The organism is Methylomonas rivi (assembly GCF_024505165.1).
GTDB classification, from domain to species: Bacteria; Pseudomonadota; Gammaproteobacteria; order Methylococcales; family Methylomonadaceae; genus Methylomonas; species Methylomonas rivi.
Map to the genome: position 1 here is coordinate 1 of NZ_JANIBK010000071.1, position 18,359 is coordinate 18,359.

Annotated in this window: 19 protein-coding genes and 1 pseudogene; 12 read left to right on the forward strand and 8 right to left on the reverse strand. The window is 54.6% G+C overall.

From position 1 onward, the window contains the following. From NP596_RS13070 to NP596_RS13105, 9 genes and pseudogenes are all read left to right on the forward strand, one after another. Positions 1-407, forward strand: a pseudogene (locus NP596_RS13070) (hypothetical protein); the annotation flags it as partial. Beyond that, entirely contained in the window at positions 407-1,381 is a 975-nt protein-coding gene (locus tag NP596_RS13075) for a tetratricopeptide repeat protein (RefSeq protein WP_256615820.1), read from the forward strand. The pseudogene NP596_RS13070 and the gene NP596_RS13075, both read left to right, overlap by 1 nt. 269 nt (positions 1,382-1,650) lie before the next feature. Then, positions 1,651-2,079 (forward strand): hypothetical protein, encoded by a 429-nt coding sequence (locus NP596_RS13080; RefSeq protein ID WP_256615821.1) that lies wholly within the window; start codon positions 1,651-1,653, stop codon positions 2,077-2,079. Between the two features lie 114 nt (positions 2,080-2,193). Continuing rightward, positions 2,194-2,754 carry a hypothetical protein gene (locus tag NP596_RS13085; RefSeq protein ID WP_256615822.1) on the forward strand — a complete coding sequence of 187 codons (561 nt, stop codon included), beginning with the start codon at positions 2,194-2,196 and terminating at the stop codon, positions 2,752-2,754. A 103-nt stretch (positions 2,755-2,857) separates the two neighbouring features. Further along, complete coding sequence (locus tag NP596_RS13090) at positions 2,858-3,286, forward strand: hypothetical protein (RefSeq protein ID WP_256615823.1); 429 nt, start codon at positions 2,858-2,860, stop codon at positions 3,284-3,286. A 115-nt stretch (positions 3,287-3,401) separates the two neighbouring features. Continuing rightward, positions 3,402-3,812, forward strand: coding sequence for a DUF4279 domain-containing protein (locus NP596_RS22060; protein ID WP_504130243.1), 411 nt, complete (start codon positions 3,402-3,404; stop codon positions 3,810-3,812). A 304-nt stretch (positions 3,813-4,116) separates the two neighbouring features. Continuing rightward, positions 4,117-4,641 carry an REP-associated tyrosine transposase gene (locus NP596_RS13095; RefSeq protein ID WP_256615824.1) on the forward strand — a complete coding sequence of 175 codons (525 nt, stop codon included), beginning with the start codon at positions 4,117-4,119 and terminating at the stop codon, positions 4,639-4,641. Between the two features lie 418 nt (positions 4,642-5,059). After that, the gene (locus NP596_RS13100; protein ID WP_256615825.1) at positions 5,060-5,515 is read left to right on the forward strand and encodes a hypothetical protein; all 456 of its coding nucleotides are present in this window, start codon (positions 5,060-5,062) and stop codon (positions 5,513-5,515) included. A gap of 157 nt (positions 5,516-5,672) precedes the next feature. Next, positions 5,673-6,068, forward strand: coding sequence for a VOC family protein (locus NP596_RS13105; protein WP_256615826.1), 396 nt, complete (start codon positions 5,673-5,675; stop codon positions 6,066-6,068). Positions 6,069-6,127: 59 nt separating this feature from the next. Here NP596_RS13105 and NP596_RS13110 read toward each other — a convergent pair whose 3' ends face one another. From NP596_RS13110 to NP596_RS13130, 5 genes are all read right to left on the reverse strand, one after another. Continuing rightward, entirely contained in the window at positions 6,128-7,291 is a 1,164-nt protein-coding gene (locus tag NP596_RS13110; RefSeq protein ID WP_256615827.1) for a M48 family metallopeptidase, read from the reverse strand. Positions 7,292-7,308: 17 nt separating this feature from the next. Then, positions 7,309-7,989, reverse strand: a complete 681-nt coding sequence (locus NP596_RS13115) for a TIGR00266 family protein (protein WP_256615828.1) — start codon at positions 7,987-7,989, stop codon at positions 7,309-7,311. A 66-nt stretch (positions 7,990-8,055) separates the two neighbouring features. After that, a complete protein-coding gene (locus tag NP596_RS13120) occupies positions 8,056-9,753 on the reverse strand; it encodes a flotillin family protein (protein ID WP_256615829.1) in 1,698 nt (565 codons plus the stop codon). Between the two features lie 20 nt (positions 9,754-9,773). Beyond that, positions 9,774-10,400, reverse strand: a complete 627-nt coding sequence (locus NP596_RS13125) for a YqiJ family protein (protein WP_256615830.1) — start codon at positions 10,398-10,400, stop codon at positions 9,774-9,776. Positions 10,401-10,415: 15 nt separating this feature from the next. Continuing rightward, positions 10,416-11,075 carry a PspA/IM30 family protein gene (locus tag NP596_RS13130; protein WP_256615831.1) on the reverse strand — a complete coding sequence of 220 codons (660 nt, stop codon included), beginning with the start codon at positions 11,073-11,075 and terminating at the stop codon, positions 10,416-10,418. 405 nt (positions 11,076-11,480) lie between these two features. Between NP596_RS13130 and NP596_RS13135 the strand changes: the two genes are divergently transcribed. After that, the gene (locus NP596_RS13135; RefSeq protein WP_256615832.1) at positions 11,481-12,416 is read left to right on the forward strand and encodes a lipase family protein; all 936 of its coding nucleotides are present in this window, start codon (positions 11,481-11,483) and stop codon (positions 12,414-12,416) included. Between the two features lie 11 nt (positions 12,417-12,427). Here NP596_RS13135 and NP596_RS13140 read toward each other — a convergent pair whose 3' ends face one another. Then, positions 12,428-13,141, reverse strand: a complete 714-nt coding sequence (locus NP596_RS13140) for a site-2 protease family protein (protein ID WP_256615833.1) — start codon at positions 13,139-13,141, stop codon at positions 12,428-12,430. Positions 13,142-13,181: 40 nt separating this feature from the next. Continuing rightward, positions 13,182-14,081 carry a DUF2167 domain-containing protein gene (locus NP596_RS13145; RefSeq protein ID WP_256615834.1) on the reverse strand — a complete coding sequence of 300 codons (900 nt, stop codon included), beginning with the start codon at positions 14,079-14,081 and terminating at the stop codon, positions 13,182-13,184. Between the two features lie 260 nt (positions 14,082-14,341). Here NP596_RS13145 and gspE point away from each other — a divergent pair, with 260 nt between their 5' ends. After that, positions 14,342-16,048 (forward strand): type II secretion system ATPase GspE, encoded by a 1,707-nt coding sequence (gene gspE / locus NP596_RS13150; protein WP_256615835.1) that lies wholly within the window; start codon positions 14,342-14,344, stop codon positions 16,046-16,048. Positions 16,049-16,377: 329 nt separating this feature from the next. Further along, positions 16,378-17,250, forward strand: a complete 873-nt coding sequence (locus tag NP596_RS13155) for a M35 family metallo-endopeptidase (RefSeq protein WP_256615836.1) — start codon at positions 16,378-16,380, stop codon at positions 17,248-17,250. A 149-nt stretch (positions 17,251-17,399) separates the two neighbouring features. Here the strand turns inward: NP596_RS13155 and NP596_RS13160 are convergent. After that, positions 17,400-18,359: hypothetical protein (locus NP596_RS13160; RefSeq protein WP_256615837.1), on the reverse strand; the 960-nt coding region annotated here is incomplete at its 5' end.

Below are 18,359 nucleotides of genomic sequence, written 5' to 3' on the forward strand. Positions count from 1 at the left end.
TGCGGGCCGGCATCGGCTTGGGCATACCGGGCGCCAGCGCCACCGGCGGCTTGGAAATCGGCGGCCAACTGGGTATCGCCGGTGCGGCGGAAGCCTCGGTAAACTTCGATTGGACGCCGACTACCGGTCTGGAGATCAATGCCGAAGGCTACATTCACGCCCAGCCGCGATTCGTATTCGATATTTCCGGTTACGTGGAAGTCGAAGCGCTGTGGATTACCGTGTACGAACAGCGCTGGAATTTCGCCTCCTTCGAATACGGCTCCGATTTGACGTTCGGGGTGCGTTTCCCGATTCACTATCGAGAAGGCCAGCCGTTCGATATAGCCTTGAGCGATGTACAATTCGAAACCCCCAACATCGATACCGACGACATTTTGAGCGGATTGATCGACAGGATAGCCTGATGGATGCCACCACCCAGCAACAGATTACCGAGTTGAATGCCCAGGGCACCCAATTGCATTTGCAGGGCAAATTCAGCAAGGCCGCCGATTGCTACCGGCAGGCGCTGGACATCGACGCCGGCAACGCCACCAGCCATAACAATCTGGGTTTTCTGCTGGCGCAGCAACGGCATTGGAAGGAGGCTTTGCACCATCTGCAACTGGCCGTGGAACTAGCGCCGAAAAACGCCAATTTTCTCGGCAACCTGGGCCAAGTGCTGGCAATGACCGGTTCGGTGCAGGACGGTCTGGATTTATTGCTCAAGGCCGCCAATCTCGACCCCGCCAATCCGCAAGTGTGGGACAATCTGGGCCGGCTGCGGCTGAACATGGGCGATGCGGCCGGCGCGGAAAATGCCTGGCGGCAAGCCTATCGCAATGCCCAATACGATGCCCGCATCATCACCTCGCTGGCCGGCGCCATCGCCATGCAAAACCGCCACCCGGAAGCGATCGAGTGGTACCGGCAAGCGCTGGAAATCAACCCCGGTTACGCCGATGCCTGGGCCCAGTTGGGCGTCAGCCTGTTTCTGCGCCAGGATTACGGTTCCGCGCGGGAAACCCTGCAAAAGGCCTTGTCGCTGGACGCCGCCAATTACAGCGCCTTACGGCATCTGGGGTACGTGTACATGACCCTGGGCGACACCCCGCAAGCCTTGGAATATTTTAAAACCCTGCTGAACTATTATCCCGACGCCAGTTCCGTGCGCCTGGATTTGGCCGTGCTGCTGCTGGCGCAAAATCACAATCAGGCCGCGCTGGAACACACCGAATATCTGTATCGCAACGACAGCCACAACGACAGAGTGGTGTTTTATTACGGCCTGAGTTTGTATCAAACAGGCGAGAAACCGCAGGCTTTTGACGTGTGGCAGGCATTGGAACAATCCGATTCGCCGTATCGGGGGAAGATTGCCGAGTTTGTGCGGGACTAAACCGATTTTTAGACTATAAGCCTTTGGGCAATCGGCCGGATATTTTATTTAGCTGAAAGTACAGGCTTGACGTGCTTGAATTACCGGCTATAGTGAGTGGCGATTTATCAATACGCAGGCAGATTTGCCTGATTTACCGGCTAATATCAAGTTATCAAGGAAACTATGCCCGGTTTGGGAGTTATCAGGGCAAAAGCGCCTGAAAAGTCGGGTAATATCAACTTATCAGGCAGATTTGCCTGATAATCAATAGTTAGGTTCAGACTAGGATGCTCAAAAATTTACGACTAACCGTTATTATTATCTGGATCTCTGTAACTTTGTCGGGATGTTCGATACTTGAGTATATTTGGCTCGTTCCAAGAGCAAGCGGTGAGGTAAGTTTTAATCCAAAACTTTCAAATACAGAAATACTCGATATTTTTGCACAGGTCGCTTTACCAGAATTAAAGTTTCATAACCAGCCATCGGAAACTTACAGAAATATAGATGAAGGGGTTATTGAAATCGGATATTTCCAAAGTAGAGCCAGCTTTTTTAAATCAAGTATCGCTGGATTTTCTACACGTGCCGAAATTGATCGAAAACAACATACTCTATCTTTTATAGTAAAAGGAGCTGAAATCTATTACGAAGCTCTCCCGGTCGATGCGGCAGTAGAAAAAATCAGTGATGAATTATCTAAAAAATTAGAATAGAAAATGATGAAGGGCGACGTGCAATTACTTATTAAACCTAACCATCGCATCAACCCGACTTCGCTACGCTGCGCGGGTTATGCTTATCGTTAGGCATAGCAGATCGGAGACATCTTGAATTTCACGCACTGGAGATACTTCGTACTCATTGAGAAAGACCTGGAAAAGACGTCCAGATATATTGAAATATGTGAAGATAACTACTCCACATATTCAAACCAGATTGCCCATTCATTGATGGCGTCTGCTTCTGAATTTGATGTCCTAGCGAAATCCATCTGCGAAAAACTAAATCCAACCGGTACTCATGGCAGCATCAATCAATATTTTGAGACGATAAATGCTTTCGCTCCAGATGTTTTGGGTACAGAAATTTCGTTACCCAGATTCGGAATTTCCTTTTCCCCCCTCGGCGACTGGAAAAAGGGTGAACCGCCAGGATGGTGGACTGCGTATAACAAAGTAAAGCACCATCGCGATACGGAATTCAAGATGGCAAATCTGTGTAATCTTTTGGGATCGATTGGTTCTCTGCTCATTATTTGCGCGAAGTTTTACCACTTAGAAAAGGCCGCAGAAATTGGAAGTGATATAGCAGTATCAAGCGCGCTGTCAGATTTGGACGGAAGCGTTGGGCTAGTTCAATTGCCGAGCAATTGGTACTACGAATGGTAACGATCTACCGGCTTATGCCTAACCCTGCGGTCAACACGGACCTTGCGCGAAAAACCGCGCAAGGCCGGTTACCTTCACGTTATGTCTCAAGAATCACTATGCTATGAATCCAAGAGAAGAGCTTGAAAAGGGTGTGGAATTGCTGAGACCGATACTGGAGCCTTATGGATTTCATTTTGTGTTCGAAAGTGGAGGCAACAGTTCTGGTGGCAATTTCGCCCAAGGCGTATTTGTATCGGGCAACAGAAGGCTGAAGCTCAGTTTTCGCTGGTCATTAGGCTGTGTTGAGTATCAAGTGTCTGGCCAAACAATTACTCACGCTGAATATATGGAGGCAATTGACAAAAAGCGGGAAGCTTCATACCCCGGCTTTTCAAATATGCCAATTACAGCTTTCGAGCATCTGCGTTCAGATATTTCTCAATATTGCGGCACTTTCGTTAATGGAAATGATGATGAATTCATGAAGATCATCAAGGCGTATCGAGCAAAACCTAAAAAATCAGGTTTTGCGGCCTTGTCCGAAAAATGAAACATAACCTTGCGCTCCACCCGACCAAAAACCGCGCTGCGGTTTTCGTCGGGTGAGCTTGGCGTTATGCGGAAAAGGTTGTCAGGTGCTAGCTGAAGACGACAAATGGTATCGGGTGTCGCTAAGGCTGATGGGCGATGGCCTTCCTGTAGACGCACTTGAGGGTATGCTCGACATTCACCCATCGAGTGTCGGGAAGAAAGGCGAGCACATTAGGGGAAACCAAAATCGAGGAAGGTACCAGACGCATATCTGGGTATGGGCTTTCCCTGCTGAATCATACGTGCCATTCGAAGATCAAATTGGAAAGCTGTTAGAGAGCTTGGAGCCGAAAAGAGCGGTGCTAAAGCAGGTCTTGTCTTTGCCCGACACGGAAGGAGAATTGTTCCTTGGGTTCGCCTCAGGAAATGGACAGGGTGGTGCGATGTTTACGCCTGGGCTCTTACGCCGAATAGCAGATTGCGGATTGTCTGTGACCCTCGACTTGTATCCGCCTAACTTCGATGAAGAATCGAAAGATCCATAACCAGCCAGCGTAGCCCGGATGAAATGAAATGGAATCCGGGGAGTGAAGGCTATCTAATCCCGGATTACGCTTCGCTGCATCCAGGCTACGAAGCGTAATTGATGCGCAATTTTTAAAACGTTTGGTGACCATGAGATGGTTTTGTATCGGCGGAATCGGCTTGCGGGCGGCAGCCAGCGTAGCCCGGATGAAATGAAATGGAATCCGGGGAATGAAGGCTATCAAATCCCGGATTACGCTTCGCTGCATCCAGGCTACGAAGCGTAATTGATGCGCAATTTTTAAAACGTTTGGTGACCATGAGATGGTTTTGTATCGGCGGAATCGGCTTGCGGGCGGCTGCTATTTCTTTACCGTGACGTTACGTGACCGGTCTTCGGATGCGTTGGTACGGCATGTGGATTTGTTGCGGGGCGCGTTTCGAACCGTGCTAAAGGAGCGGCCTTTCAAGCTGGATGCCATTGTCATTTTGCCGGACCACTTGCATGCCATCTGGACTTTGCCTGACGGCGACACCGATTACTCCGGGCGCTGGCGAGCAGTCAAAGCCTGCTTCACCCACGAATTACGCCGTTCGGGTGTGCCGTTGACGTGCGACAATCGCGGTGAATACCGCTTATGGCAACGGCGATTTTGGGAACACACCATTCGTGACGATCGGGACTATCAACACCACGCCGATTATCTGCATTGGAATCCGGTTAAACATGGCTTGGTCAAAGACGTGGCCGACTGGCCTTATTCAAGCTTTCACCGCTTTGTTCGGCGCGGCGCGTATCCGTTTGACTGGGGAGGCGTTGGAGATTCGAATATCGAGGGGGCGGAATGAAATCGGCCGAAGCCAGCGTAGTCCGGATGAAATAAAATGGAATCCTGGGCATGAAGGCTCTCAACCCCGGATTGCGCTTCGCTTCATCCAGGCTACATAAGTGGTTTGAAACAAAGGTTGTCCAGGCTTGCAACCAAGCAAAATGCGCAAATAATCCTACGGCACGCCAAATCCCCAGCGTTTATGTCGGGAATTGGATAAATTGTCGGACTGTTGTTCAATGTTTCGGCAAAAGGCGTTTTTGCGGGTTTCGGCTTTGCCGTAAAAACGCTGTCTTTTTTATATTTAACTCTGTAAAAACAAACGGTTATTTCCACTGTGGGCTTATTGTTTACGGATTTTGCTGTCGGCGAAAATTGGTCACGATTTTGCTTGGCTGTTGATGCCTTTCCAAATCAAATTGACTAAGGGGAATGAAATGTTTGAACACAAAAATCTTGACGGCGTATGGAACCGCATCGTTTCTTCAGCCGATGCATTTCTGAACGGCGATATTCTTGAATGCCGGGAAACAGTGGGTTCGGAACCCGAGAAAATCAGCCGCATGCAATATGCCGTGGCCGGCCAACGCTTGGTCGAACGCTGTCTGCCGCCGGAATCCCTGGGCGAAACCTGGGCGCACGATGCCGGAAAACTGCCTTGGTGGGATTCGGTTAAAAATCCGCCGCATATGGGGATTATCGCCGACTTCAATAGCCACAGCGGCGGTTTGCATCGTATCCCTCTGGATGTTAACCATAATGTCGTCAGCTTTGCGAACCAGGGCGAGGAAATCATCCTCGCCAAAGGCATGTACACGCTCAGCCGCAAAAGCGACGGCAAAGCGTTAAGCGCCAAGTCCATGCTGGAATTGCGCGCGCTATATTTCGCGTAATCGGCGGTGCGAGTGGTTTAGGGTTGAGTTGAGCGGTTTATAATTCAGCCCTGTACCGGCCGTTATCGCGTTATCCGGGCTACCCGGTTTGCAAGGTTAGCAGCTATGGCTTATTCTCCAGGCCGTTTTTCAAGTCTGGTAATCGATAGGAGCCTTTATGTCCGGACCGGCCCGCGCGGGATTGTTCATTTATGCCGGCGATGCGGAGCGTATCGCCCGGTTTTACGAAGCGGTGGCGGGCATGTCCCGCCTGCATGCGCGGGACGAACTCATCGTTTTGCAGTCCGCGGATATTCAGTTGCTGGTTCATCAAATTCCGCCGCAAATCGCCGCGGATATTGCGATCGCATCGCCGCCAAACCCTAGGGAAAACACCGCCCTGAAGTTTTTCTTTACCGTACCGAGTTTAAATGAGGCCCGCTCCGTCGCCTGCACGCTCGGCGGGGAAGTTTTTTACGAAAACTGGCGGGGACCGGGTTTTCTGGCGTGTAACGCCATGGATCCGGAAGGGAATGTGTTTCAGGTTCGCGAAAACACGGTCTCCAGCATTTAAATTTTGGCGGGCGCATCAGCCGCCAGCGGTGTGCCTCATTCGATTACGTCCTTGAATAATCAAAGTTCGGCACCGGGTGTCGCGGGGCCGGAATTTGCCGGCAATCGGATTGCCTCGTCGCGTGTCGCTCTTTGTTTAATCTTGTCCCAATCCAAATCAAAGTTAAACGGTTGTGCCGGCTCGGCGGCGGCAGACACCCGTTTGATACGTTCGTCGGTCAGCGGATGGGTTTGAAACAGTTCCGGAATATTGCCGGTTAGCGCATCGGCTTTTTGGATTTTTTCGAAAAACGCCGCCAGATGTTGCGGAGACAGGCCGGCCGCGGTCATGATCTCGATGGCGCCGTCGTCGGCGCTACGTTCCTGGCCGCGGTCGAACGACAGGCTGTCCAGTTGCGAGCTGAGTTCTATCAGTTGCGACAGCGCCGAGACATCGCCGAACACGATGCCGATCAAAACCCCCATGCCGGCCTGGCGCACCAGTTTGCGCATGCTGTGCCGCTGCAACACATGCGTCAATTCGTGGGCCAGCACGCCGGCAACTTGTTCGGGATTGTCGGCGTTTTCGATCAAGCCGGTCGTCACCACTACATAACCGCCGGGAAACGCGAAGGCGTTGATCATATCCGCATCGACCACGGCGACCTGGTATTCGATTTCCGCGCCGTCGAACCGGTCTATGCGTTTGACGATGGCATCGACGGCGTCCGTGACCGTTTGGTCGGTGACGGTTTTCTTGCCCACCTGATAGTTTTCAAAGGCGAAAGCGCCGATTTTTTGCTCCCATTCGTAAGGGATCATATCGGCAATCAACGGCGCGGAATAATGCAGCGTGAAATAACCGCCGATAAAAAATGCCGCGATCAGGCCCAGATAGACCGGTACCCGGTGCTTTTCGCCTTTTAACTGCCGGCGTTGCCTGGTTTGTAGCGCGGTTATGTGTTCCCGGGCCGGCGAAGGCAAATTCAACGACAGCAGTTTATCGAACAACTCGGGTTCGCCGCATAACAACGCGTGCCGGCCGTTGTGGTCGTGCCAGCCGATTTGCAGGGTGGTTGCCGGGTCGCCGATCAACTCCAATGCCGTGCTGTGCAGCGCAATCTCCAAGCGGCCGCGTTCTCCGGCTTCGAATTGAATCAGCCCGTGCGAGGATAGGGAAAACCGCACGCTGATTTTGTCGCGTCCGGCGTAATAAAGGCCGTTGAAGTGGCTTGCTAAACTCATTGTTTGGCGAGATTGTATTAGCGGGTCGGAATGAACTGGCGTACCCAGGAGCCGAAGCCTGGCGAGTTGCGGGTTTGGATATAAACGTCGCCCGGGCCTTTAAACCGGCACACCAGGCCTTCGCCGCTGGTGAAGCTGGAAATCCAGCCTTTCGAGGCCTTTTCGATTTTGTAGTTGGCGTTGGCGCTCCAGGCCACCATGTGGCTGTTGTCGATGATGCGGGTTTCGCCCGGCGCTAGCGACAGTTTTTGGATGCCGCCGTAAGTGCTGATGGCCAGTTTGCCCCTGCCGCTGATACGCATTACGAAAAAGCCTTCGCCGGAAAACAAACCCTTGGTCAAATTTTGCGCCTTGGTGGAGACTTGCACCGATTGTTCGGCGGCCAGAAAGCCGTCTTTTTGCAGGATATATTCCTCGGAACCGTCCAGTTCCAGGATGGCAATTTCGCCGGGGTAGGCGGACGCCATCAGCACCTCGCCGGGGCCTCGCGCGGCCGTAACGGTTTGGAAAAACAGGGATTCGCCGGTCAGCAGTTTGCGGGACAAGCCGCCCAACAAACCTCTTTCCATTTTGGAATCCACATCCAGGGTTTCGCTCATGGTAATCATGGCTCCCGACTCGGCCTTGATGGCTTCGCCCGGTTCCAGATGTACCAGTAAAGTCGAGAAAGCGCCCGGATTGGTAATATCGAATTTCATAAATAACTCCTGCTAATGATGTAAATTAGAGCGGTCAAATTGGCGATTGAGTGTTCGGAAAGTAAGCTAACTGGTTTTTTTGCTTGCCTCGGTGTTTTGAGTATTTGTGGGTCCTGCCGGAGTTGATGTTTCAGCCGACGAAAAACCTTGCGCGGCGGCCTGCGCCAAACCGTTCAAATCGCCGCCTTTCAGGCCGACTTCGTTCAACACCGCGTCCAGAATCGGCTGTTGGGCGCGGTAGGTTAGGGCGGCCGAAACTGCTTGTTCGGCCAGATTGCCGCCGCCAGGCGATCCGGTTTCGCTAGCACCGCCGGTGCCGCGATTAAGGCCGTCCACCTGCACGATCTTGATGCTGTCGATTTTCTCTATCGGTTTAACCGATGCTTCGATAATATCGGGCAGCACTTCCAGCAGCTTCATCTTGATCTGCATGGCAATCTGTTCGGCGGCCAGTGTATTCAAAGCCGCATTGCGCATTTCGATGCCGTTGGCTTCCACCTGGTATTGCAGCTGTTGGGCCTCGGCCTTGATTTTGATGGCTTCGGCCTGGTTTTCGGCGGCATCCTTTTCGGCTTCGGCCGCTACCCTCACCCCGATGGCCCGTTCCTGGGCATCCTGATCGGCGGCCACCAGGGCGATTTGCTTATCGCGCTCGGCAATCGCCACGTCGCGGGCGGTCTTGATTTGTTCCTCGGCACCGGCCGCCAGCGCGCGGGCTTGGTGGGCCAGGGTTTCGGCTTCCGATTGCGCCTTGGATTTTTCCGCAATCGAAATTTGTTTGTCTTGTTCGACCAAAGTGGTTTGCTTTTCCTGTTCGATTTTGGCGACTTGCACTTCGCGGTCGGCTTCGATCTGGCGTTGGCGAATGGCGCGGCTTTTTTCCACTTCGGCTTCCTGCACCAAGCGTTCGGCATCGATCTTGGCCTGTTGCGCCTCCCGTTCCCGTTGTGCGGTAATGCTGGCAATTTCGGCTTTTTGCTGTACGTCGCGGGTGGCCACTTCCTGTTGCTGCTGCAAGGTGGCAAAGGTTTGGTCTTTTTCGATATTCAGTTTGAGCTGGGTGGCCTCGTAATTTTTTTTCGCGATCGCCACGGCGGTATCCTGCTCGATTTCATTACGTTCCCTGGCGCGCTGCTGGGTTTGCTGGGTCAGCTTGGTCAAGCCCTCGGCGTCAAAGGCGTTTTGCGAGTCGAAGAACTTGATCGGGGTTTGGTCCAGCCGGGTCAAGCTGACCGATTCCAGTTCCAGGCCGTTTTTCAACAAATCCTCGGACACCGCGTTCTGCACCGCCTGGATAAAATCGCCGCGCTTGTCCAGCAATTGATGCATGCCCATCGACACCGCCGCCGCCCGCAAGGCGTCGACGAATTTGTCTTCCACCAATTCCTTCAGCGAATCCGGGTGCATGGTGCGCTGGCCCAGGGTTTGCGCGGCGCTGGCCACGCCTTCGACGCTGGGAATGACCCGCACGAAAAACGCCGCCACCGCGTCCACCCGCAACCGGTCCAGCGTGATCAAGCTGTCGGCGCCGGAACGCGACACTTCCAGCTTGAGGGTGTTCATGTTGATGTTGACGCATTCGTGGAAAATCGGCAGCACCACGGCGCCGCCGTCCATCACCACTTTTTGTCCGCCCAGGCCGGTGCGGACGAAGGCCAGCTCCTTGGACGAGCGCCGGTACAAGCGGGCGAAAATCAGGCCGATGGTGATCAAACCCACCAGCGCGGTGCCGACGATATAGCCCAGCCCCATTAATTGGTCCATGCAAAGTCTCCTGTTTGAGGTTACAGTAAATCCGGGCGCGGATTGGCGATGGCCAGAAAGCGGGTGCCGGAAATTTGTTTGATCAGCAAGACCGATTGCCCGGCGCTGAAAGTTTGCGAGTCTTGCTCGGGTTCGACCCGTACATAAAAGGTTTGGCCCTGTTCGTTTTTGGTTTTGGCCTCGGCCGGGTAATTGGCGCGGGCCGTGCCGTTGATCACTACCGCCGTGCGGCCGACCAGGGTTTCCAGCAGTACCGCCGAAGTTTCGTCTTTAGGCAGGATTTTGGCCAAGCCGGCTCCGGCGAGCCGCACCAAGGGGAGAGAAAACACCAAAGCGGCCGGCACCGAGAGCAAGGGATGGAGATAAAGCTCGAACAAGCCGTAAGCCAAGGCATTGAACGACATGCCGATCATCGAGAACGCGGTTAGCCAGGTTACCAGCAACACCAAAATAGGTACCCGTCCGACATGCAACCAGCCCAGCCAGGAATCGGTCGCGCCAGGCAGGCTGTCGATAAATAGCGTATCCAGCCAGCCGGAAAGCGTCAGTCCGCTTAAAACCGCAACGCTCTCGATGATGCCGATCAGCAGCACCAAAACCAATGCCGCCGTAAAAGGTAGCGATTGCGGCGCCAGTAACAATTCCATTTACACTCCTTTGGATTAACGCTCGGGCGCGATTGCGCCGGCCTTGATGGCGGCCAGCCGGTCGGCGATGCGTTGATTGCGTTGCAGTTCCGCCAGTTCTTTCAACTTGGCCGCGTCCTGGATGATGCCGGGACCACCGGTATTCCCTTGCCGGGCCAGCACGCGGCCGAAGGCGGATTCCGCGTCATCCACCCGGGTTTGGCGCTCGGCATTGTCGACGGTGCCGACAGCCGCCGGCGCGGCGGTATAGTCGTCCAACAGCTGAGTCAGTTCGCGTTTTTTCGCCTGCAGGGCCAATAAGTAATTTTCGAATTCCACCGCCCGCTCGGATTGTTCGTCCAGGGATTTTTGCAGGACCGGCAGATAATCCTCGATATCGGTCTGCCGGCCGATGGCGGCCGTGGCCAAATCGTCCCGGCCTTGCGCCACCGCGATGTCGATCTGTCCGCTAAGCTGTTCGTGCTCGGCATTCAATTTGGCCATTTGCGACTGGGTCAAATGCTTGGCCGCTTCCGATTTGCCGAAGTCCAGCCGCACTTCGGCAATGATTTGATCGATTTCCCGGACGGACTGCGCCATCACGGCATCCGGGCTCAGGTTTTCGGCTTTTTCCATCAGCGTATGCGCGCCGCCGACGATCAGCCGGGTAACGCGCGCGGCTAGAGTTTCCGTCATGATTGTCCTCCAAGGTTGTTTGAGGCAAGTTAAGGAATAGTATAGAGATAATAATTCACCGGCCCGGATTCGAGCCCAGTCGAAAGCTAATCCCGCCCATGGTTCAAAAAATTAACGAGCGCTCCCATTCCGTTTAAAGCTAAGCGGTTTAAAGATATAAGGCATAAGTTTAGTCCAAAAAATACGGCCGGCGAATTCGGATAGTAGAACGGGCCAATAAGCCTGACTAAACGAAGTCTATGACTATCCGCTAATTCGCCCATATCGGCGGCCATTGAAACCATTTGCTCGGAAAGCCGCCGTTGCGCAATAATCGAAAGCGCTTTTCGATTGAGTTCGGCAACTTTTACTGTTTAGCGTCCGGCGTTGAAGTCTGGCTTACATTTTTTTATGAGGCACCACGATATGGCTACTACATTTTTTGCGGATATTGATTTGGCAATGAACCCGCCCGTTAAACGCGCGGCCTACTCGGATCGCACGGCTTGGCTGATGGCGGAGTTCAGCAAGCTGGTTTACGAACCATTTCCCTCGAACAAGGGCGAGGCAAGCATCATCGATACGGCGCTGGGGAAAATAGGGTTTCAAGTGCTGGAATATTGGGATGTGGACGGCACGCAAGCCATGCTCATTCGCCGGGATGCGCGGGATGGCGTCGAGGGCATGTTGGTGCTTGTCTTCAGGGGCACGCAGCTTAAAGAGGCGCGGGATGTGATGGTCGATATCAATCTGCGCTTGACCGGCTTTCCCGGCGGCGGCCGCGTGCATGCCGGCTTTTTGAACGGTTTTACGCGGGTGGAACAGTCGGTTAAAGCCGCGCTCGAAAAATATAACGATGCCGGCCGGCTGCCGTTGTATATCACCGGCCATTCGCTGGGGGGCGCGCTGGCTTTGATAGCGACGCGGGCGTTCGATGCCGATAATTGCGGCGCCACCTATACCTTCGGCTGTCCCAGAACGGCGGATGAAGCGTTTTTCGAGCCTATAAAAACGCCGGTCTATCGCATCGTCAATGCGGGGGACGGCGTGGCCAGAATGCCCTTGGGCTATAGTCTGGCTATTGCGATGTCCATCCTGCGGCTGATACCGTTTAACGGCACTTTCTGGTTATCCAACTGGGTCTTGGGTCGCGTTTCCGGCTACGCGCATTACGGCAGTTTGATATTTATCTCCGGGGCGGACGATAGCGTCAAAGTTCGGATGAGTCCGGATATTTTTTGGCAAGCGCCTTTTGTGGTCCTGCGTTGGGCGGCAACCTTGGGCAAGGCGCTTTTAAGCGATCACGGCATGGATGAATATCGCCAAAAATTAATGACTTATGCCAAAAAACGTAGCGGCTGAACCTCGCTTCGTTAAGCGCTTAACATCCCGTGCAGGTCGTAAGCCATCACGGCCAGATAAGCGCTCAAGCCGAAATAATACACGGCATAGTTGATCCGCAAATTAAGCGGGACGTCGTAATACCCCGAGGGCATGGCCGACGCGCCGGCGTCTTTTCGCAGCGCCAGTTTGATTTGCGGGAAGGCCAGGACGGCGATCAGAATCAGCATGGGGCTGGGATGGTAGAAAAACAGCGCCGCTAGTAGCGGCGTGCCCAGCAACCAGACCCGGGGCGAGACGATGGCGGTGATGCGGCCGCCGTCCAGCGGCGAGACCGGGATCATGTTGAACAAGTTGATCATGAAGCCGGAATAGGCGAGGGCCAATAACAATTCGCTGTCGTTGGTGCGTGCCAGCCAATAACAAGCCAACGCCGACAAGGTGCCCGTCAGCGGCCCGGCGATGCCGACATACGCTTCGGTATGCACGTCGCGAGGCAGTTTTTTCAGCTGTATCCAGGCGCCGACGAAGGGTATGAAAGTCGGTGCGCCAACCTCCAAGCCGCGCTGGCGGGCGGCCAGGTAATGGCCCATTTCGTGGCAGAAAATCAGCAGCACGAATCCGACTGCGTATCGCCAACCGTAAATCCAGGCGTAGGCGGCCATGGCAACGATCATGCTGCCGCCGGTGGTAAGGAGTTTGCCTAGTTTGCCGGCGGCAAACAGCCAAGCGAGCAGTTTGCCCATGTCGATATCCTGAGTCGCGAGCGGTTGTTAATTGTAACGATCAGAGGTGCTCCGCCGCTTTCTTTTTGCGGCCGAAGAGATTTTTCAATAGCGCGCCCAGACCGATGGCGCCCAGGATAATCAGCTTTTTAAAGGCGATCAGCAGGGCGAATAGCTTGGCGAACAGACCCATCTTAGCGGCCGCGCCGCCGGCCACCAAGGCAGCAATGCCGTATGTGGCGGCTTTGTCGGTATCGGCGTTGAAATCGGTATAGCCGTTGCCGGGCGTAAAGTTGCTGAAAGCCACCACGTTTTGCATTTCGGCCTTAATGGTATCGATTTGCTCCATCCCGGCCACCGCGTTCAGCACCAAGACGCCTTTACGCCCCAACAAGCGGATGTTGTAGTTGAGCGTGTGTTGCTCCGCCCGGTCCGAGGCCAGTTCCTTGGCCCAGTAAAGCTTGTGGCTGGCCCTGTCGTAGGTGGGGGTTTCCGCCCAGCCGACCAAGGTCAAGGCATCGTAACCCTGATTTTTACGCTCCTCGTTGGCTTGCTCGGTGGCTTCCTGCATGTCTTTCAGCAGCGCGCCGTAGTCGATGGTGTCTGCATCGTCGTCGTTGACATGGCCGTCTTCCTCATAAGTGATGATGACGCCCCAGCCGTCCATGCCCAGCGGATTGACGTTGGCCGGCAGTATCATGCCCAACGTATTGTAGCCGCCGGGATTGCCCCAGCCTTGGGTCAGCAGGCGTTCCGCGTCTTCCGGCGCCAGATAACGAAAAGTGTCCGGCAGATTCAGCGAGGCGATCCCGCCCGGCAATTGAATGGTGCCCGGCTGAAATTTCAACGCAGCCAGAAACTCTTCAACCGTTATTTGTTCAGTCTGTTCCTGCGCCAGGGCGGGCGCGGAAAAGTCCAACGATAACAGCAGGATAAAAAGACGCAGCAAGGTATTCAACATGGATGTGCCTAACGGATTGGTTAATGATCGGACAAGCGTAGTCGGCCTGTCCGATTTTGCAAGCCGATTTTTGCCGTTATGGCGAAATGCCGAAGAAATGCTCGCCCGGTAAAGGCGGTTTAACGGCATATTCATATTTCGCGCCGCGGCCGCTTACTACCGCTATAATCGGGCGGCCGTATTAATCCGTCCATGTTTGCATGGGCCGGGTTAATGGACGGCCATTAAGCACGTTTTGGACCGATTAGCGAGATACCCGTATGGAAACCGTAACTATTCCCGAAAGATACGCCGAATTTTTAAGCGTGTTAAAACGCAACGGCAAACTTTCCGATAGCGATTTGACCAAGGCCCGCCGCATGCAAAAGTCGGCGCAAGACGATTCGTTGCCGCAAATGCTGATCAAACTGGGTTTATGCTCGGATGCGGATGTGGCGGAAACCTTTGCCAAAACTCACGGCCTCGAGCGTCTGCGCCCGGAAAGTTACCCGCCGCAATCGCCTCTGCAAGACCGGGTGTCGCTAAGGTTTTTGAAATACCATCATGCGGTGGGCTTGCAGGCCGACGACGACGGCATCGACGTGGCGGTGATGGACCCGGAAGACGCTTATCTGCCGCACGCCTTGCAATTGGCGACCGGCAAGCAAATCCGCCTGCATGTCGGCCAATTGTCCGATATCGATGCGGCGCTGGAAATCCAGTACGGCGACGGCAAGTCGCAAATGGATAAGTTGATGGACGGTCTGAACGTCGAGGAACAAGGTAACGAAGATCTGGAGCATTTAAAGGATTTGGCCAGCGAAGCGCCGATTATCCGCATGGTGAATTTCATTCTGCAAAAAGCCGTGGAAAGCCGGGCTTCGGACGTGCATATCGAACCGTTCGAGCAAAGTCTGAAAGTCCGTTTGCGTATCGACGGCGTGCTGCAGGACATCGATTCGCCGCCGGTGGCGTCGACCGCCGCCGTGCTGTCGCGAATCAAAATCATGGCCAAACTGAACATCGCCGAACGCCGGCTGCCGCAGGACGGCAGGATCAAACTGCAAATGATAGGCAAGGAGTTGGATTTGCGGGTATCGACCATTCCGACCCTGTACGGCGAAAGCGTGGTGATCCGTTTGCTGGACAAGGAAAACGCGGTATTGGATTTTGCCGCGCTGGGTTTCGCCGGCCGGCAGGCGGAACATTTTATGGAAGTATTGGCGCAGCCACACGGCATCATTCTGATTACCGGCCCCACCGGCAGCGGCAAGTCCACCAGTTTATACGCGGCCTTGAAAACGCTGAATACTTCGGAACGCAAGATCATCACCGTGGAAGACCCGGTCGAATATCAACTGGAAGGTATCAATCAGATTCAGGCCAAACCGCAAATCGGCCTGACCTTCGCCTCGGCGCTACGCTCCATCGTCCGGCAAGACCCGGATGTGATCATGATAGGCGAGATGCGCGATCTGGAAACCGCCAAAATCGCCGTGCAATCGGCCTTGACCGGCCACTTGGTGTTGTCCACCCTGCACACAAACGATGCGGCAGCGGGCATCACCCGCCTGCAGGACATGGGGCTGGAAGAATATTTGCTCAGCTCCACCATCAACGGCATTCTGGCCCAGCGCTTGGTCAGAAAACTTTGCCCGGCCTGCAAGCAGGCCTATCCCGCCTCGGATACGCTGATCGAGGAAATGCAATTGCGCCGCTGGCAAGCCGAGGGGGAGATTTTGTTGCATAAGCCGGTCGGCTGCCCGGCGTGCAACGGCATCGGCTACAAAGGCCGGTTGGCGATTATCGAATTTTTGACCATGAGCGATCATATACGCAAACAGATCATGAAGCACGAGGAGGCGTATGTGATTCAGCAGCAAGCTATACAGGAAGGCATGCAGACCATGTACGAAGACGGTATAGGCAAGGCCCTGCAAGGGATTACCACCTTGGAGGAAGTGTTGCGGGTGACGACCGAGGCTTGATGGAGGCGTATGTTCCGCATGCGTTCGATGCCATTAATGGCCGGCAAACAATGCGGCTATCCTTCGGCCTGTAGACCGGAATAGCGCGAGGGTTGTTTTCCGGCAAACTTTCAATCGCCGGAAACGCCTATCGGCTTATTCCGGCCTACAAAGCCGGTTCGATTTTATGAGGACGGCGCGCCTCGCCGGTTGGAAACCGGTCGAAGTATGTGGTTTGCCGGCGCACGGCATTGGCGGCTTTGGTATACACTTTTTATCGGCGTTCGCTTAAAAACAGCCGTCCGTACAGAGATGGCTCCCGGGAAATACAACTTAATGGAAGCACCTTTATGTATATAGAAACCACCTACTTGAGTTACACCAACAGCAAAGGGCAGCGGGTTACTTTTGCCGGATTTACCGAGCAGGATTTCAAGAAGCGTTATTTGGCCGCGCTGGAAAAAGGGAAGCGGGAATATATCGAGAAATATACCGTACCCCATATTGCCGACCTCGGCGACTCCGCCGTGCAACTGGCGTTGATCGACGCCTTTTGCATGGCTCGGGACGCGGCGGTTCAGGCGGATGCGTTCTTTTCGTCCGAGCTGAAAAGCAAACAGCCCAATAAACTGCATTCCGAAATATTCGGCGAATTGTTCTCGACAAAAAAGCCCGGTAGTAGCGATTATCGCCTCGTGCAGGAGACGTTCGAAAAAACCAGCCGGGGGTTAGGTGGCTCGGTGACTATTTGCGATATGTTCAAAGGGGCGGACCATGAACCCGGCGGCCCGAGTTGGGGGCCTAGCGAGGGCGAGGTGCTTATTCCGCAAAATATCCTCCGCGATTACAGCCAGCGGGCGAAGAAGAGCGATGCCGCCGGGGACATCATGCGTAAGATGCTGGAAAAGGAGGGCGAGCATGTGAAAGACATTTATATACGGTTTAATCTGGTGCGCGAACTCAGTGTGGAAGGTTTGGCCCGGGTCATACTGCATGAAGCCACGCACAAATTCGCTTACACCGGCGATTACCAATACATATACGACGCCACGTCGATGAAAGGCATCAAATCCAAACAGGCCCTTTACAATGCCGACAGCTACGCGTTTGCCGGTATGAGCGTCTATCTGAACCGTGTGGTGACCAAAGCCGATTTAGTCGGACCGGCGGCGTGCAGCAAGCCCCTGCACGATAAGAGTTGGTTGCGGGAAAGAATGCAATAACCGCTAAGGATAGGGTTGGAAACAACTGGCCGAAATATATTGCCTTCGTTAGAGCGGCTTTAGCCGCGATGAGCGCCGTGCTCGTGGCTAACGCTCCTCCTACCGGCAACAACCCCCGAAAATACGGGGATGTTACTTTTGACGAAACCCTAAGCGTCGCCCGGGTCGCGGCCATGTCGCAGGCAGTCGTCCAACCAGCCTGGGGCTAATGGCGCACAAACGCTGTCGAGCCACAGCGTTTGCGTGTGCCGCCATTCGGAGCGGAAACGGTGATTCTCGCGGAGACGATTAAACAGCCGGAGCGCTTCCGCTCCGCTGCGGACCCGGTATTGCGGTACCCCCACGGCCAACGCGCCCAGGCTTAGCGGTACTTCCCAGTGCATACCCAGCACGAAGTGTCCGGCCTGGGCGGCTTCCACCAATGCGGTCGAACAAAAGCCAACGACCAATGCCGGTTGCTTAAGCGCCGCATCGTTTGGGATGAGCGTTGCATGCGGCGGGTATCTGCATCGGGACCGTATGTTTCCCGCCGCATAAGGATGGCCAAGGCGGCTTTCTTCGGGATGCAACAGTATATGGAAGCTGTCTTGTTCCAGATCTCTGTCCAGTTCGGTTGCCAAGCGCAGGAAATCGTTTTCCAGGGAGCGTCCGAATATCGGCGTATGCGTTTGCGAAACCAGCAGGATACGTCGGGGGACGGGCAAGTATTGCGGGAAGCGTATGGCCGGTTTGGCGCGGTATGTGCCAATTACCAAGGCGTCGGGAGGCGTATTGTGGGCTAGATACGCTTTTCGGCTGGCGTCCCCCCACACCAGTTGAACATCCGCCCGGGTGGGAAAGAATTCGTCGGTCGGCAGGCCGTGTTGGACGCATACGCTGCGGATGGACGGCATTTCCCGGGCGGCTTCCGCCGCGGCGGCGGAAAACAGGTCGAAGTCGTTATGCAGTATCAGCGCGCGGGTGTTGTTTCCGGCATCGGTCAGCGTGCGGCGCCATGAGCCTAGCCAGAGTTGGCGGCGGGCCAGACAACAGCGTATCGTCCACGGCGAGACGCCGGGCAGGGCCGACCGGCCTGGTTGAAATAAGGCCAGGACGGCCAGCCGCCATTC